This is a genomic window from Candidatus Dechloromonas phosphoritropha, assembly GCA_016722705.1.
GTDB classification, from domain to species: Bacteria; Pseudomonadota; Gammaproteobacteria; order Burkholderiales; family Rhodocyclaceae; genus Azonexus; species Azonexus phosphoritrophus.
In genome coordinates, this window is record JADKGN010000007.1 from 1 (window position 1) to 16,627 (window position 16,627).

9 protein-coding genes and 6 pseudogenes are annotated in these 16,627 nt (G+C 59.7%); 8 read left to right on the forward strand and 7 right to left on the reverse strand.

The window, feature by feature from the left end; all coding sequences use genetic code 11:
- From IPP03_22935 to IPP03_22945, 3 genes and pseudogenes are all read right to left on the reverse strand, one after another.
- Positions 1–1,187: pseudogene (locus tag IPP03_22935) on the reverse strand (bifunctional ornithine acetyltransferase/N-acetylglutamate synthase).
- A gap of 19 nt (positions 1,188–1,206) precedes the next feature.
- Positions 1,207–3,938, reverse strand: a pseudogene (gene secA / locus IPP03_22940) (preprotein translocase subunit SecA).
- On the reverse strand, positions 3,935–4,321 hold the full coding sequence (locus tag IPP03_22945; GenBank protein MBL0355332.1) for a hypothetical protein: 387 nt from the start codon (positions 4,319–4,321) through the stop codon (positions 3,935–3,937). The pseudogene secA and the gene IPP03_22945 overlap by 4 nt, the downstream one beginning before the upstream one ends.
- A gap of 44 nt (positions 4,322–4,365) precedes the next feature.
- Between IPP03_22945 and IPP03_22950 the strand changes: the two genes are divergently transcribed.
- Positions 4,366–4,947 (forward strand): DUF1186 domain-containing protein, encoded by a 582-nt coding sequence (locus tag IPP03_22950; GenBank protein ID MBL0355333.1) that lies wholly within the window; start codon positions 4,366–4,368, stop codon positions 4,945–4,947.
- Positions 4,948–5,069: 122 nt separating this feature from the next.
- On the opposite strand, the pseudogene IPP03_22955 reads toward IPP03_22950, so the two are convergent.
- Positions 5,070–5,458: pseudogene (locus IPP03_22955) on the reverse strand (transcriptional regulator).
- Positions 5,459–5,554: 96 nt separating this feature from the next.
- On the opposite strand from IPP03_22955, the pseudogene IPP03_22960 reads away from it, so the two are divergent.
- A pseudogene (locus IPP03_22960) lies at positions 5,555–6,465 on the forward strand (site-specific DNA-methyltransferase).
- 72 nt (positions 6,466–6,537) lie between these two features.
- Here IPP03_22960 and IPP03_22965 read toward each other — a convergent pair.
- The 3 genes and pseudogenes from IPP03_22965 to IPP03_22975 all read right to left on the reverse strand — a co-directional run bounded on the left by IPP03_22965 (position 6,538) and on the right by IPP03_22975 (position 8,774).
- Entirely contained in the window at positions 6,538–7,341 is an 804-nt protein-coding gene (locus IPP03_22965) for a transposase (protein ID MBL0355334.1), read from the reverse strand.
- A gap of 3 nt (positions 7,342–7,344) precedes the next feature.
- Positions 7,345–7,665 (reverse strand): transposase, encoded by a 321-nt coding sequence (locus IPP03_22970; GenBank protein MBL0355335.1) that lies wholly within the window; start codon positions 7,663–7,665, stop codon positions 7,345–7,347.
- 144 nt (positions 7,666–7,809) lie between these two features.
- A pseudogene (locus tag IPP03_22975) lies at positions 7,810–8,774 on the reverse strand (transposase).
- 598 nt (positions 8,775–9,372) lie between these two features.
- Between IPP03_22975 and IPP03_22980 the strand changes: the two are divergent.
- The 6 genes and pseudogenes from IPP03_22980 to IPP03_23005 all read left to right on the forward strand — a co-directional run bounded on the left by IPP03_22980 (position 9,373) and on the right by IPP03_23005 (position 16,616).
- Positions 9,373–10,635 carry a transposase gene (locus IPP03_22980; protein MBL0355336.1) on the forward strand — a complete coding sequence of 421 codons (1,263 nt, stop codon included), beginning with the start codon at positions 9,373–9,375 and terminating at the stop codon, positions 10,633–10,635.
- Between the two features lie 346 nt (positions 10,636–10,981).
- The gene (locus IPP03_22985; GenBank protein ID MBL0355337.1) at positions 10,982–13,228 is read left to right on the forward strand and encodes an ATP-binding protein; all 2,247 of its coding nucleotides are present in this window, start codon (positions 10,982–10,984) and stop codon (positions 13,226–13,228) included.
- Positions 13,221–13,796, forward strand: coding sequence for a DUF4255 domain-containing protein (locus IPP03_22990; GenBank protein MBL0355338.1), 576 nt, complete (start codon positions 13,221–13,223; stop codon positions 13,794–13,796). The genes IPP03_22985 and IPP03_22990 overlap by 8 nt, the downstream gene beginning before the upstream one ends.
- A gap of 503 nt (positions 13,797–14,299) precedes the next feature.
- Positions 14,300–15,763, forward strand: coding sequence for a phage tail sheath family protein (locus IPP03_22995; GenBank protein ID MBL0355339.1), 1,464 nt, complete (start codon positions 14,300–14,302; stop codon positions 15,761–15,763).
- A gap of 23 nt (positions 15,764–15,786) precedes the next feature.
- Positions 15,787–16,221 carry a phage tail protein gene (locus IPP03_23000; GenBank protein MBL0355340.1) on the forward strand — a complete coding sequence of 145 codons (435 nt, stop codon included), beginning with the start codon at positions 15,787–15,789 and terminating at the stop codon, positions 16,219–16,221.
- Between the two features lie 41 nt (positions 16,222–16,262).
- Positions 16,263–16,616 (forward strand): annotated as a pseudogene (locus IPP03_23005) (phage tail assembly protein).
- Positions 16,617–16,627: the final 11 nt, after the last annotated feature.

Genomic DNA, 16,627 nt, shown 5'->3' on the forward strand with positions numbered 1-16,627 from the left:
AAAATCGCTGGTGTAAACCTTGGCGCGCTGGCGTGTCCCGTCCGAGATCGACGCCGGATCGGCTGATTTCCCTTCTGTTCATGAGCCCGGTACCATCCTCCTCCTGGTAAGCCTCAGCCCCGCCCGCCGTTCTCGGCGACCAAAGCGTCGTCAAGCCAGACCCTGACGCCATCGACAAACCGAGATCTGGGATGCCGGCATAGCCGATGGCGGCGAATGCGCGCCGAGGGTTCGGGTCAGAAGCGAAGAAGGCGGTCTTGACCAGCGGCGAATGGCCGATCGCGGAGCCGACCTGGCGGCATTCTCGCTGGTCTTGCCGCCTTCGATGGCGACCGTAATAAACTTGGTGGCGCCCTCGCCATCGCGGACGATGGCCTGCGCCAGTTCGAGCGCCACAACGACCAATCGCCGCCCGACCTCGACCAGCCGGCATCAGGACTCCCTCCGCGGCCAAACATGGCTCCCGACCGGCCGCTGGCGATCAGGATGAAGGAGTCGTTGGTCGAGGTATCGCCGTCGACGGTGATGCAGTTGAACGAGTGGTCAGCGGCCTCCCTGACCAGTCGGTCAAGCATGGCCTGCGCGATGCCGGCGTCAGTAACGACGAATCCAAGCATGGTCGCCATGTTCGGACCCGGATCATCACCGGCACCATGGACATGCCGGAAATAGTGACTTTTTGCCGTTGACCGCAACAGTCCGCGAAGCAACCTTAGCGACGGTGTCGGTCGTCTATGATGGCGTGCGCGGCGGCATCGCCAGTGGTCGGCCTCGAGATCGGCCTGGGCCGCCGGCAAGCCGGCCTTGATGCGGTCGACCGGAAGCGTTTGTTCGAGAATCACGCCGGTCGAGAACGGAAGCACCTGATCAGCGGCCAACGCCAAGCAGAGCGCCGACCGCCTCACCGGTGGCCTGCGCGCCGCCTGACGCCCTGGCTCGCCAGTACCGGCATTGGCGATGCCAGTATTGATGATCCAGCGCGCCGATTTCCCTGCCACCCGCCAGATGGTCGTAGCACAGAGTGCACTTTCCGATGCCGCCCAGAAGCGGTTCTGGGTGAAACTACACCGGCCACCGTTACATCTGGGTCGAGGGCAGCCAAGTGTCAGATCACGCCGGTCTTTCTTGCGGATCCCGGCCTCGGCGGCACCGGGCCGGACACCGGCGCCACCGGAAGTATGGTTGATCCGGCGTCAGGGGGGGGCGCTAATTGACGCGGGCATTCCTTGGCTCAAAAACATCAGGCACCTCACGGGTGCCTCGCGGGGTCGAGGAAAGTTTTCCGTGGCAGTGTTTGTATTTCTTTCCGCTGCCGCATGGACGGGGTCGTTTGCGCCCCACCTTCAGGCCGGCCTGGGCCGGTAACAACGCCGGCGCCTCGTCACCGCTCCCGTCCGGCTCCTCGTCGTAACTGGCATGCTGGTATCTGCACGTTGTAACGTCAGCGTGCGGAACCGTTTCCTCAACATCTTCCTGCGAACGGATCTGCACGGTGAACACGACGCGGGTAACCTCCTTGCGCACCCGGTCGAGCAACGCCTCGAACAGTTCAATGCCTCGCGCTTATACTCCTGCTTGGGATTCTTCTGGGCATAGCCGCGCAGGTGAATGCCCTGGCGCAGGTGATCGAGCGCCGCCAGATGTTCAGCGCCAATGCGCATCCAGGCTCTGCAGCATCACATTGCGTTCAAACTGGTGGAAACTTTCGCCCGACCATGTCGACCTTGGCCTGGTAGGTACTATCGGCCCCCTCGGTGATACGGGCCAGAATTTCCTTGTCGGACAACGTCGGCTCGTTCTTGAACCACTCGGCCACCGGAGCGGCCATCTGCAGGTCGGAGGCAGTACCCGCTCAACCCCGGTCATGTCCCACTGTTCCTCCACCGATCGGCGGAACATGGGCCCGAAAAATCGTCAGGGATGGCGCTTTGCCGCATCGCCGTTGCGGGTTTTCGGAAATATCGTCGGTTTCCAGCAGTTCGTTGCGCTGCTGGTCGATCACCTTGCGCTGATCATTGGATACGTCGTCATATTCCAGCAACTGCTCGCGAATATCGAAGTTGCGCGCCTCAACCTTGCGCTGTGCGGATTCCAGCGAGCGGGTAACGAGTGGATGCTCGATCGCTTCGCCTTCCGGCATCTTCAGCTTGTCCATGATGGCGCGCAAGCGCTCGCCGGCAAAGATGCGCAGCAACGGATCGTCGAGCGACAGGTAGAAGCGCGATGAACCGGCGTCACCCTGGCGCCCGGCGCGGCCGCGCAGCTGGTTGTCGATGCGGCGCGATTCGTGACGCTCGGAACCAATGATATGAGACCGCCGGCCGCCAGCACCTGGTTGTGCGGCTTCTGCCACTCCTCGCGCATCCGGGCCATCGTCGCTTCGCGCTCAGCCGCGCCGTGATTCGTCGTGCTTGACGACCGACCACGGCCTTCTCGATGCTGCCACCGAGCACGATGTCGGTTCCGCGACCAGCCATGTTGGTGGCAATCGTGATCTGCCCCGGTCGACCGGCCTCATTGACGATTTCGGCTTCGCGGGCGTGCTGTGGCGTTGAGCACCGAATGCCGCAAGCTTTCGTTGTCGAGGAGGCTGGAGAGCAGTTCGGAGTTTCGATCGAGGTCGTGCCAACCAGCACCGGCTGGCCCCGCGCCGACAATCCTTGATATCGACGATGATCGCCGCATATTTTTCCTGGGCCGTCTTGTACACCAGGTCATTCATATCCTTGCGCACCATCGGCCGGTGCGTCGGGATGACCACGGTTTTTCGAGGCCGTAGATCTGCTAGAATTCGTAGGCCTCGTTATCGGCTTTGCCGTCATGCCCTGACAACCTGCCGTACATGCGGAAATAATTCTGGAAGGTTATCGACGCCAGCGTCTGGTTCTCGGCTTCCTGGATCTGCACCGCCTCCCTGGCCGCATACGCCTGGTGCAGACCGTCGGACCAGCGCCGGCCGGCCATCAAACGGCCGGTAAATTCGTCAACGATGACCACTTCGCCGTTCTGCACGACATATTGCTGATCCTTCTGGAACAGGGTCGGCGCACGCAGAGCGGCATTCAGGGTGATGCATCAAACCAGGATGTTCGCCGCGTCTGACAGGCTGCGGCCTTCCCTTACTAACATGCCGTGCTCGAGCAGAAGCTGCTCGGCGCGCTCATGTCCACTTTCCCCGAGATGAACCCGATGGCCCTTCTCGTACCAGTAATCACCCTCACTCGTTTTCCTCGGCATGGCGCGGTCAATTTGGGCACCACATCCTTCATGCGCAAATACAGGTCGGTATGGTCCTCGGCCTGGCAGAAATGATCCAGTGGCGTCCGCGCCTCGTCGATCGGGATCGAATCCACCTCGTCGACAATGGCGAAATTCAGCCCGCGCTGCACGCGCTGATCAGCCGTATAAACCATGTTGTCGCGCAGGTAGTCGAAGCCGAACTCGTTGTTGGTGCCGTAGGTGATATCTAGCCGCATGGGCCGCCTGCTTCGGCCTCGTGGTCCATCTGCGAGAGATTGACGCCGACACTCAGGCACAAGAAGCGGTGGAGACGGCCCATCCACTCTGATCGCGGCTGGCCGGGTAGTCGTTGACCGTGATGACATGAACGCCCTTGCCGGAAATGGCATTGGGGTAGGCGGGCAAGCGTGGCGACCAGCGTCTTGCCCTCGCCGGTACGCATTTCGGCGATCTTGCCGTAATGCAGGACCATGCCGCCTACCAACTGCATGTCGAAATGACGCATTCCAAGTTCGCGCCTGCCGGCTTCTCACGGACAACGGCGAACGCCTCTGGCATCAGGTCATCAGGCGATTCGCCGTTGGCGTGGCGCTGGCGGAACTCGTCCGTGTGGCACGCAATTGCTCGTCGCTCAGTGCTTCGATGACTGGCTCAAAAGCATTGATGCGCTTGACAGTCTGAGCGTATTGCTTAATCAGCCGGTCGTTGCGGCTGCCGAAAACTTTTTCTGAGTAGGCCAGAGATCATCGCGATGGGTGTGGTTGCGCACTGCAGCAAAGCAGCGAAGCAGCGATTCTAGCATGTACGCCTCGCCCATCGCATAAAGCCGAAATCCAATAGAATTGCCGTATCGCTTGGCGGTTTGATCGCAAACATGGCCAACCACACCGACGCCCCACGCCGAAAGGACAGACCTTGAACTGGGAAGACATACTGAATTCATTCCGCGACCCGCGCCGCGGCTACCCGGTTCTGGCCGCGCGAGCGAGTGCTGAACGATGGCGAACATTATGAGCGCCTGATAGCCGAACTGGAGCGGATATCCGGCGACCGGACAGAAATGGCCGAGTCGGTGTTTCATCTGCACGCCATGCATCTGCTGGCCCAGAGAAGGAGACCCGAGCCTTGCGGCCGCTGCTGCGCATTGCCGCGCTCCCCGAGTCCGCCCTGGACGAAGCCCTTGGCGATCACCTGACCGAATCCTTTCACTGCTGCGTTGCCGCAGTCTGTGACGATGAAAGCCTGATACGTGACTTCATCGAAAATCGCCAACATTACGAATGGGCGCGCCATATGATGGTTAGCGCCCTCGTCAGCCGCGTAATTGCCGGCGATTCCCCGGCCGAGCAACTACTTGAATGGTTGTGTGCGCGGGGCGACCAGACAATGCTCTGGATCAGCGAACAACCCGCGACGGTGAATACGCGGAGCGACGAATTGCTCATGGATGCCCTGGCCGGCGCGCTCGCGAACATCGGAACACCGGTGCACCTGCCGACGATTCAGAGATGGTGGAATGCTGGCGTCCTGGATCCGCAAGTTGCCAGCATCGCCTGGTATGCCAGCGAACTGGAGCGCCCCCTGGCCGAACGCCTCGACAGTTTCCTTTCCTCCAAGCAGCCTTACGTGCCCGATGCGATTGGCGACATGCAATCGTGGCATTGCTTCTCGGATCGCTTCCATGACTTGCCAGCCAGACCCCGCTAGCCGGCGAGTCCGCGCAAGCAATAGCGGCCGTAACCGAGCAACGCCCAAGGTTGGCCGTAACGAACCATGCCCTTGCGGCTCCGGGCAAGAAATACAAGAAATGTTGCGGCGCTTGATCTGCTTCGGCTACCGACCTTGGCCAGCGCGAGGATCACCTCGCGCGCCACCAGCTTCTGCGGCGCCGGCGGGTTGACGAAGGCCTCAGTACCTCGCGCTCAGGTCCGGTGACGGCTTCTTCCCAGCGCTTTTCTTTTCCTGAACCGAGCGGATCGCTTCGCCGCCGAAGCGCAGAATTTGCGGCTCGATCTTGAGCCAGTCGGCGAGGATCTGAAGCTTGTCTTGCTGCGGTACGGCCTTGCCGAAGCAACCATTGCCTCGCGGCCTGGAAGGAAATCGAACGTCCCCAGTACCGCTGATTGAACTCGCGCTCGATCACTGAAGGCCGTGGCTCATAGCCAGCAGCGAGCATGGTTTGCTTCAAGCGTTCGGCAAATTCGGCTTTCTCATCCATGCGCGGAAGTTAAATCTTCCGTTCAGTACCGAATTGAACCTACTTCAATCTAAAATTGAATTAATTATTCAATTTTAGATTGAACGCAAAGAATCAATGGCGAAGTCATTGCTCGAACAACTCCCGGACATCGTCACAAAAGGCCGGCAACAAGCCGAAAAAATCCTCGAAAGTCTGGAAAGCCGTCACCGCGTCGGTCTGCAAACCGGGAATGGGTATTGCCAGCCAAGGACAGCGCCGCGACAAACTGGATTGCCACCAACGAACGGCGGGAACGGCTGACTAGCGTGCAGCCCGGCCTATTCGGCGAAGTGCAACCCTCGCTGGAAGACGCCACTCCGTGGACCAACCGCCTGATCTACGGCGACAACCTGCTGGCAATGGCGGCGCTACTGGCCGGCGACGAAAAGACCTCCAGCCTGCGCGACAAGGTCGACCTTATTTTACATCGACCCGCCGTTCGATTCAAGGCCGACTACCGCACCAAAGTCAGCTTGCCCGGCGTTGAACTGGAACAGAAACCCAACGTCATCGAACAGTTTGCCTATTCCGACACCTGGGCCGATGGCACGGCCTCCTATCTGGCGATGATCACCCCCCGGCTGATTCTGATGCGCGAGTTGCTGGCCGATACCGGGTCGATCTACGTGCACCTTGACTGGCATGTCGGGCATTACGTGAAGATCGTTATGGATGAAGTTTTTGGGAAAGAAAACCTTGTGAATGAAATCGCTTGGAAAAGATCACATGCCCACAGTGATAGCGGTCAAGGCGCTACGCACTATGGCCGAGTGACTGAGAGTATTTATTTCTATGGAAAATCTAAGACAAGGGTTTGGCTGCCGCCTTACGAGCCGTATACCGAAGAAATCATCGCTCGCGATTACAAGTATGTTGATGCTGAAAGTGGCGAAAAATACCGCCTTATGCCGGTAGATGGACCCGGAGGGGCTGCCAAAGGAAAAGTCAAGTCCAAAATCTGCTGTAAATACTCTTCGATCCGATGAATGACGAATGGTTTCACACTAGCGAGGAGCAACAACGTTGTTGCCCTCGCTAGCTGCGCGGAAGCCGCCCACTCAAGATTCATCCATGTCCGAGGAGTACTTCCGTTTCCTGCCAAGCCTCGTTCTGTTCGGCCAGCAGGCGCCGATCAGGCGCAAGGCTGACTCGTCGTTGGGGAAGATGCGGATCACGCGCTCCCGCCGGCGAATTTCCTCGTTGAGCCGCTCCTGCATGTTCGTTGTGCGTAGCCGCTTGCGATACTTCTCGGGCAAGACCATTACCGCCATGGCATCCTCGAATCCTGCTTCGAGGCAGGCCACCGCTTTGGGGGCGCTCTTGGCGAAGCGCTCGGTGAATTCCGCCAGGCGGCGCTTGGCCCTCGACCAAATCGGGCGCCTGCAGCACAAGGCTTGACGGCGAAATTGCCACCTCGGCGCGGTGGCGGGTGTTGCATTGGCCCAGAATATTTGCGCATCAGATGCCTGACAGCGTTGCCAGCTGGCCCCCTGAAAGTGCCGCGCTGCCGCTTCACGCAGGCCGCCGTGGTCGTCCGAGATGATGAACTGCGTGCCCTTGAGGCCGCGCCCTCTGAGCCAGCGGAAGGTCTCGTCCCAGGTGGCGAAGCTCTCGGTGTCGCCGATCCGCACGCCCAGAATCTCCCGGAAGCCATCGGCGCGGATGCCTGAGACGGTCAGCACGGCACGCGAAACTACACGATCTTCTTGCCGACTCTTGATGAACGGGGCATCGACCAGCACGAAGGGATACTCGCCGTCCAGCCGCCGTTCGTTGAACGCGCTGACCCGCAGTTCCAGTCCGGCGCACAGTGCGCTCACCATCGATTTGGAGCAGCTGGCGCCGCGCAGCTCTTCGGTCATCGCCTAGACCGTGCGCCTCGAGACACCGTGCACGACCATTTCCATGAGCTCCATAACGAAGGCCTGCTCGCTCCGCTGGTAGCGCTTGAAGATGTCCGTCGAAAAGCTGCCGTCCCGCGTCTGCGGCACCAGCAGCGTCACCGGCCCAACCCGCGTGTAAAGGGTGCGTGGCCGGTAGCCGTTGCGATAGCCGGCCCGTTCGTCCGTGCGCTCGTGCCGCGTCGCCCCCAGCGTTTCCGTCACCTGCGCCTCCAGTACTTGATTGAGCACCGCTTCCACCAGTTTCGCCAGCCCGTCCTGCCCGTTTAAAAGCCCTGGCAGCAAGTCCGTTCCTACGCTAACCTCATACCCAGTCATCGCTTCTCTCCTTCGGTTATCGATCGTCTCGCAACGTCAGTTTACCGAATCGAAGCGGTGGCTACCTGCCACCCGATTTACAGCAGTTTAGGGACTCAATCGCCAGCCCTCGATCGCCTGACGCAAGAGGCGCTCCGCTTCGCTTTTATCCGGCGCATTGAAGATCACCCGAATCCGCTGTGCCACGGGTTTGCGCTGATCGAGACGTGTGACATACGACGGTGCATTCTGTTGCAGGTGGAACTGGCAACGTTGCCAAGGCACGCTGGGCAGGGTCGCGCGGCGTGCCGCATTGAGTCCGGCTGTGCATCGGCGATGATCATCTTGGCGCCCCCCCAGGTCCTCGCCGCACCAGGCTATCCAGGAAAGCCCGCCAATGCACCTCTGCCTCGGACAAGGCAACAGAAACCCCGAGCACCCGGCGATGACCGCTGTGCGTGATGCCCACCGCCACCAGCACGGCACAATCGACTAGTTGGCCACCCTCGCGCACCCGCTCATCCCCCAAGAGGACTTCCTTCGGGGCGTACCGCGCATCGAGAAAGACATAAGGCGTTTCATCGAGCGGTCGCTCACGCCAGACGGCCAAACCCGCATCCAGCTGTTCGGCGGCGCGACTCACCTGCGTCGACGAAATCGACACCGCCGGCCCGAGCAGCGCTTGCAGGACCGTGATCACCTTGCGGGTCGACACACCCTGTACATACATTTCGGCCAAGGCGATATTGAGCGCCTGCTCGGTCCGCGATCCCTTTTCCAGGGCGCTGGGATAGAAGCCACCGCCGCGCACCTGAGGGACGTCAAAGGTCAGTTCGCCGACGCGGGTCATCATCGTTTTGGGCTTGAAGCCGTTGGCGTAATCAGAGCGCTCTACGGTACGTTCATGGGGGTTGGGCATTGAGAAAATGGTTGCGCTCAATCCGGCTGGCCTCGTGGACTAGGATACGCAGGCTTCGCCGGCGCCATCCAGACCGTTGTTTAGCAGCGCCGCAAAGCGGCATCAGAGGGTGATGTTCTACGCGTTGTGCCTGCTGTCGATTCTTTCGTGGGAATGGGTAAGAATGCCCCGAAGAAATCGCCTGCAGGAGGTAGCCTGCATCAATGTTTCGCCGCGCGGCTGTTGCCCGTCCTCCGCGCTTCCGGGCGCTACGCGCCCTCATCGCTCCGGCCAGCACAGCCGCGCAAAGCCAACAGGCAAAGAATTTACAGAACGGATGTTGCACTAACTTGCCCCCCCCAGTAATTGTAGGCTAAGGTGTATTATTAAGTCGTAGTGACACTAGCGTGTGAGCTTTGCGAAAGATTGAAACAAAGAATTGGAGATCTCTCGGCTGGAAATCCCTCGGCTCTGTCGGGTATAGGAGGAGTTTGACAATTCAAGGGGTCAGTCAGGGAAGCGTCAAGCCGTGAATTGGCAAGAAATCACGCTTAGGAGTCGGGGAACTTGCGAAGTACACAGCACTGACAAGCAGTTGGTTGCAGCATAAGCACAAGAGCGCGATTCCGTTTACCCAACATACTCTGGGCAGAAAATATCTCGACGGACGCGTCCTTCAGCTAGCCTTGGGCTGGGTGTTTAGCTGTAAGGTGTTTTCGGAGTGACGGCCAATGGCCTTTCACCCATGATCGAGACACGGACTTTCTGCCACGTCGGCAGGGTGCGGGTCGGGCTAGGTGGACGTGGTCGAGCAGCTCGATCTGTCGGTGCTGGAACGCGCCTACGCCGGCAAGGGCAGCGATGCCTATCATCCGGCAACGCTGCTGGCGTTGTTGATCTACGGTTACGCCACAGCGACCTTCTCCAGCCGCAAGATTGAGCGGGCGACGTATGACTCGCTGGCGTTCCGCTATATCGCCTGCAACCGGCATCCGGATCACGATACGCTGGCCAATTTCAGAAAGCGTTTTGGCAAGGAATTCGAATTGGCCTTTGTCCAGGTGCTGCAGGTCGCGCGGGAGAACCAGATTTCCAAGTTTGGCACGGTCAGTCTGGACGGAACCAAGATCCACGCCAACGCCAGCCGGCACAGTGCGCTCTCCTACGGCCATGCCGAGAAGATTGAGGCGCAACTCAAGGCTGAGGTGCAGGAATTGCTGAAGCTGGCCGAAGCGGCGGATCAGTCGTCGCTGCCGGATGGGGTAAAGCTGCCCGACGAGATCAAACGCCGGGAAGACCGGCTGGCGGCAATTGCCGCAGCGAAAGCCAAGATCGAAGCTCGTGCAGCAGAACGTTTCCTGCGCGAACAGGCCGAATATGAGGCCAAGATGGCGAAACGGGAGGCCAAGGAGAAGGCGACCGGCAAGAAGCCGGGTGGCAAGCCGCCGCAGCCACCCGAGTCTGGTCCCCAAACCGACGACCAGATCAACCTGACCGACGAAGAATCGCGAATCATGCCGGTCGCGGGCGGTGGCTTCGAACAGTGCTTCAACGCCCAGGCGGTTGTCGATACCGAATCGATGCTGATCCTTGCCAGCCACGTGACCCAGGCCACCAATGACAAGGAGCAGGTCAAGCCGATGTTGAAGAAGGTTCAGGCCAATCCGGAAGGACTGAATCAGCCGCAGACCTGGCTCGCCGACACCGGCTATTGCAGCGAGAAGAATGTCGCAGCCTGCGTCGATGCGAAGATCGAGCCGATGATCGCGGTCAAGCGCGACGACCATCATCCGCACTGGCGCGAACGTTTCAGCGAACCCGAAGCACTCGTCGATGGCGCTACGCCGGTTGAAGCGATGAAGCACCGGCTCAAAACGCGCGCCGGTCGTGCCGCTTATGCCCTGCGCAAGCAGACGGTCGAACCAGTCTTCGGCATCATCAAGTCGATCATGGGCTTTCGCCAGTTCCTGCTGCGCGGACTGGCCAATGTCACGAACGAATGGACGCTCGTTTGCCTCGCGTGGAATTTGAAGCGCATGGCCGTATTGCGTCCACAGTGAGGGGAAGCCGTGGGAATCTTGCGTCTTCTTGCAGAAACGACCTCGAAAACGACTTTCAAGGCTGTTTTTTATTTCGCATTGCGAACACTACGCCACCGCCGGTGGCGTAGTCCGACAGCTGCTAGAGGGGCACAACGTATAGCGTGTGCCTACGCGCTGATATGGGGTAGCACGTTAGTCAGTAGGACTAGGGAAGAGCGACAAGCGACTGGATCAATTGAGCAAGTGATGGCGATTTGCCATCTGTAGGTCGCGCAAGAAAGATGTGGTCGTGTTAACGAGTCACTTCAGTGGCTTTGAGCGGCCCGTATCATGACAGCCCCCCGCTCTGCCGGGGGATTGTTACTTGGCAGTAACGGTTCGTAGTGGGTCTTGCTTCAAAGAGCGGTTCGGAGAGAAGTCAATGCCTGAAGCATCACGTAAATTGGCTTTGCTAGCGCGCAGTAGTGAATTTGGGTCCAACTGCGGGTATGCAACGAGCTCAGAACACTTGGCTGATGAGCTACGTCGGCTTGATGTCCGCATCAGTCTCGCTTCACTGCGGCGCTGTCATGCCGGCTTAGCGGCGGAGCGTCCCGTAGGCGATTCCGATGAGCAGGCACTGCTCGCCGAACTGGCTAGGCTCGACCGACACATCGATCTACAGCGCAGGAACAGCGCCGAGCGTGGACAGTTTCTCGGATTGCCACATCTTGCGCGGTTGTTTCGTCTCAGTCCCGTCGAGGAGCAACTGCTGCTAGCTTGTTTTGCCCCTGAGGCGGATGCCCGCTATGGCAGGTCATACGGCGATCAAGAGGGTAATCTGGCCGGCAGACACCCCAATGTCGCTTTGCTGCTGGAGTTGGTCGGCGAGGACCGCGAGACCCGAGCCGCAGCGCGCGCAGCATTTCGTTCCCAATCACCGCTGTTTCACTACCGGCTGCTGCAACTGGTCGAGGCAGCGGCTGGTCCGTCGCCAGAATTGTTGAGCCCGTTGCGCATCGACCCGCGTATCGCTGCCTTTCTGTTGGACATCTCGGGTATCGATGATCGTCTGGTGCCTTACGCCAGCCTGCAAACACCCCGTTCGCAGGTGGTGCAGCCTGCGGTCGGTGCACAGTCAAGTGTGGTCAGGATGACAGCGTTCATCCGACACCATCTTGCTGCCGGCGACGCATCGGCGCCGGTCGCCTTTCATTTGCATGGGCCCGACACGGCGACAGCGCGCGCGACAGTCCACTGCGTCTGCCGTGAGCTCTCTCTCAGCCTGTTGACCGTGGACATGGATAAACTCGCCGCCGCCGGGCCGGCAGCAACCGACTTGTTCTGGCTGGTGGGTCGCGAAGCCGTGCTCCAGCCAGCCGCCTTGTGCCTCGACAACTTTGACATATGGGTTCAGGACCACGACCGAACCGCCGCGCAGCGCGATTCCATATTCGCGGCGCTGCGGCACTTCTCCCAACTTAGTTTCCTGCTCGGCCGCGTCGCATGGTTGCCCGGCGGACTGAGAAAAGACCTGCTCTATCTGCCGATTGAGTTGCCATTACCAGACATCAACGCTCGTCTGTCGCTGTGGCAGGAGCAGGCTGAAGCGCGTGGCATCCGGTCGGGCCTCGACTATGACCAAATCGCGAGCCGCTACCGGTTTGACGCAGAAGAGATCAGTAACGTGCTCGATATAGCGACGGGAATGGCCTATTGGCGCGATCCCGAGAGTGGGACCGTTACCCCCGACGACATCTCCGCGGCGTGTCGCGCTCACGCCGCACCGCAGGTCGGATTCGCGGCGATACGGCGAATCCCGCGTTACACTTGGGATGACCTGGTCCTGCCGCCTGATCATTTGCGCCAACTGCATGAACTGTGTAATCAAGCCAATCACAGACAGATTGTGCTCGGCGAGTGGGGGTTCGAGCGCCGGCTGGCGTTGGGCAACAGCCTGAATGTCATGTTCAACGGTCCGCCAGGAACCGGGAAAACCATGGCCGCCGACGTCATCGCCAACGATCTCGAAGTCGACCTCTACAAGATCGATCTGTCCCAGATCGTGAGCAAGTATATCGGCGAGACCGAGAAGAACCTCGACCGCGTATTCCGCGATGCACAATCCAGCAATGCTATCGTATTCTTCGATGAGGCCGACGCCTTGTTCGGAAAACGTTCGGAAGTCAAAGACGCTCACGACCGCTATGCCAATATCGAAACCGGCTATCTGCTGCAGAAAATGGAAGAGCATGACGGCTTGGTGATCCTCGCCACTAACCTGCGCAACAACCTCGACGAAGCGTTTTTGCGGCGCATGCACTTCGTCGTCGACTTTCCGTTTCCTGACGAGGCGCACCGCAGCAAGCTGTGGCAGGAGCTGTTTCCTGAAGAGGTACCGCGAAGCGTAGATGTCGATTTTTCGTATCTGGCCCGGCATTTCAAGGTGCCGGGCGGCAACATCCGAAATATCGCCGTATGTGCGGCGTTCCTGGCGGCTGCCGACGGTGCGGAAGTGGGAATGCGGCACCTGATCCATGCCGCGCGCCGCGAATACCAGAAACTTGGTTGTCCGTGCACCGCCACCGACTTTGGACCCTACTACGAACTGATCAAGGCGAGTAATGGCTAACCCAATCGGCACCATCATATCGTCTACCGGACGGACGATCATCGAACTGCTCAAAGCCGAGGCCGGATTTGCGGACGGCGACATCACCATGAAGTCGCCAGTCGATGCCCCGACCTCGGCCAAAGTCGCGATGTTCCTGTTCCAGATCGAGGTCAACGCCTCGTTGCGCAATGTCGAGCCGGAGGAGGTCGGCGTCGACGGGTTGCGGGCTCCACCGCTGCCGCTGGACCTGCTCTACCTATTCACACCGTTGTCACTGGATTCGGATACCGCACTCGGACACATGGAGTCGATCATACGCGTCTTCCATGACCGTGCCGTGCTGGCTCCGCCGCTGCTGCCACAGGCGCTGGTCGATGCCGGCAACGACACGATCAGAATCACGCCGTCGACCTTGTCGCTGGAAGACACCAACCGTCTGTGGGGCATGTTTCCCAACAAGGCATACAGCCTGTCGATGACCTATCTAATATCCCCGGTCCGCGTGCCGTCGGCAAGGGTGACGGCGGTGACGCGCGTCGTCGAAAAAGTGACGCGGGTGTATAGCAAGGGAGGATTGACGCCATGAAGTTTCTCGAAGAGTCACATCGCCGTGGGTCACTGGTCGTGCAGGTAGCCGGGACCAGACGACCGGTATTTATCATGACCTGGGCACGCTTTCATCAACCATCAACGTACAAGGATATCGGCCATGCCAATCGTGAGGAACAGGCTGTTTCAACCCGTCGGAATACTCTTGACCGACGGCAGAACCTTATATCTGCAATCCCGTCAAGCGATCGAGGTCTTGGAAGTCGACCTAGATTCACCTCACCTGAAGAGCATGCTGGCGAGCGAGCAGTTGATGCTCACTGAGCCCGGTGCACCGGTCAGCATACCACCGAGAAGCCAGCCACTTGAGAGTGCCGGACCCGAGCCTGTGGCAACCGAAGAGGTACCGATGGAGGCGGCCGAGCAAACAGAGCCGCGCAGCCGTAAGGGCCGATAAGGCTCTAATGGATATCGCGGCGAGGACGATTCGGAGCAATTCTCGCACCTAACTAGCAGTCAACCCATTAAAAGGAGCGTGTCATGCCGGAATATCTATCGCCAGGAGTATTCGTTGAAGAAGGGTCCTCCGGGATCAAGCCCCTCGAGGGCGTCGGAACGTCCACCGGCGCATTCATCGGCATTGCCCAGCGCGGGCCCATCGGCAAGCCGATGTTGATTACCAACTGGACGCAGTACACCAGCACCTACGGTGACTTTATCGACGCCGGTTACTTGGCGTATGCCGTTTATCAGTTCTTCAATGAGGGTGGCACCCGTTGCTATGTGATTCGTGCCGCCAAAGGCAGCGCGACAACCCTTAGCAAGGCCACGACCGCGGCTATGGGCAGCATGGTGGTGCGTGCCAATTCGGAGGGCAAATGGGGCAACTCGCTGAGCGTGGTGGTGGCCGACGAGACCGCGCTACCGGCCGCTAGCGTGCGGGCCGATTACTTCAAGCTCAGCATCAGCTATGGTAGCGAGGTGGTAGAAACTTACGATCACCTTACCATGGATGACACGCAGCCCGACCATCTGCTCAAGCGCCTGAATTCAAAATGGGTCGAGGCGGTCGACAGCGGCAATACCCGACCCACCAACGGCCCAGCCAATCTGGCCGGTGGTCTCGACGGCGATAACCTGCTGGCCACGGACTGGGCTGGTGCCACTGGCTTCATCAACGCCTTCGATCCGGTGGACGACATCAACATCGTCGCCATTCCGGATGCAGTGGGCGATTCGACAGTCACCCAAAGCGCCTACACCTATTGCCTGAACCGCAAGGATTGCTTCTTTGTTGCGGACACGCCCAAGGATCTGGATGTGCAAGGGGTCGCCGCGTTCAGGAGCGTGACCGGCAACTTCAATTCCTCGTACGCGGCGATTTACTACCCTTGGATATCCGTGTCCGATCCGCTCACCGGAAGATCGAAGCTGACACCGCCAAGCGGCGCGATTGTCGGTACTTATTCCTACACCGACGTGACGCGCGGTGTGCACAAGGCCCCGGCTGGCATCGATGTCGGCTACCTGAATTCCGCGACCGGCGTCGAGCGTGTCGTCACCAAGGGTGAGCACGACACGCTCAACCCGATTGGCGTGAATGTCATCCGCACCTTCCCCGGCGCCGGGACCGTGGTCTGGGGAGCGCGAACGCTGTCCGCGGATTCGGAGTGGCGGTACGTCAACGTCCGCCGTCTGTTCCTGTTTCTCGAAGAGACCATCGACGAAGGCACGCAGTGGGTGGTGTTCGAGCCCAACACCCCGCTCCTTTGGGGCAAGGTCAAGCGCAACATTACAGCATTTCTGACCACCGTGTGGCGCGACGGGGCGCTCTTTGGCAGCACTGCCGCGGAGGCTTTCTTCGTGAAAGTGGACGCTGAAAACAATCCGCCCGAGGTGGTGGACGCCGGCCGTTTGGTCATCGAGGTTGGCGTGGCGCCGGTCAAGCCGGCCGAGTTCGTCATCATTCGCATCAGTCAAAAGACTTTGGGCAAAGCCGGTTAACTTGATCCAGGAGGAACACCCACATGGCACGCAAAGACCCCTATCGCAACTTCCGGTTTCGCGTCGAGATCGACGGCATCACCCAGGCCGCATTTTCCGATGCGACTATTCCGGATTCGACCACCGCGCCCATCGACTACCGAGACGGTACCGATCCGACGCACAACCGCAAACTGTCGGGCCAGACAACTTATGGCAACGTCACGCTCAAATGGGGACTGACCGACTCGATGGACCTCTATAACTGGCGCAAGCAGGTGATCGACAAAGGCGCGCAAGGCAACCGCAAGAACCTGTCGCTGGTGCTGATTGACGAGGCCGGTGATGACAAGGCACGCTGGGACATCATGGAGGCCTGGCCCACCAAATACGACGCCAGTGACTTGTCCGCCAAAGGCGCGGAGGTGGTCATCGAAAATCTGGATCTGGTTTGTGAGGAAGTCCTGAGAGTGCAATGAGAGTGCGATAATTAGCAGCTTGATCGATGAGGACGCGCGCCATGGCACTGCAGACCGAGTATGAGTTCATCCTGCCCAAGGGATATCTTGATCCCGAGGGCAACCTGCACAAGGAGGGTGTGATGCGGCTGGCGACGGCCGGGGACGAGATCCTGCCGATGAAGGATTCGCGCGTTCAGCAGAATCCCGCTTACTTGACCGTCATCCTGCTGGCGCGGGTGATCACTCGGCTGGGCGAACTCAAGATGGTCAATACCCGGGTCATTGAGGGCCTCTTCGCGGAGGACCTCGACCACCTGCAGGGCATCTACCGGCGCATCAACGAGCAGGGCTCGAATACGGTCACGGCGTGCTGCCCCAGGTGCGACCATCAGTTCGCCGTGGAGGTCGAGCCGATGGGGAATAA

Excerpts from the sequence above, each read along its gene's own strand:
- IPP03_22945 (MBL0355332.1), bottom strand. The coding sequence starts at position 4,321 with ATGAAACACCGACTCGGCCATTTCTGTCCGGTCGCCGGATATCCGCTC.
- IPP03_22965 (MBL0355334.1), bottom strand. The coding sequence starts at position 7,341 with ATGACCGAAGAGCTGCGCGGCGCCAGCTGCTCCAAATCGATGGTGAGC.
- IPP03_22990 (MBL0355338.1), top strand. The coding sequence starts at position 13,221 with ATGGCTAACCCAATCGGCACCATCATATCGTCTACCGGACGGACGATC.
- IPP03_22995 (MBL0355339.1), top strand. The coding sequence starts at position 14,300 with ATGCCGGAATATCTATCGCCAGGAGTATTCGTTGAAGAAGGGTCCTCC.
- IPP03_23000 (MBL0355340.1), top strand. The coding sequence starts at position 15,787 with ATGGCACGCAAAGACCCCTATCGCAACTTCCGGTTTCGCGTCGAGATC.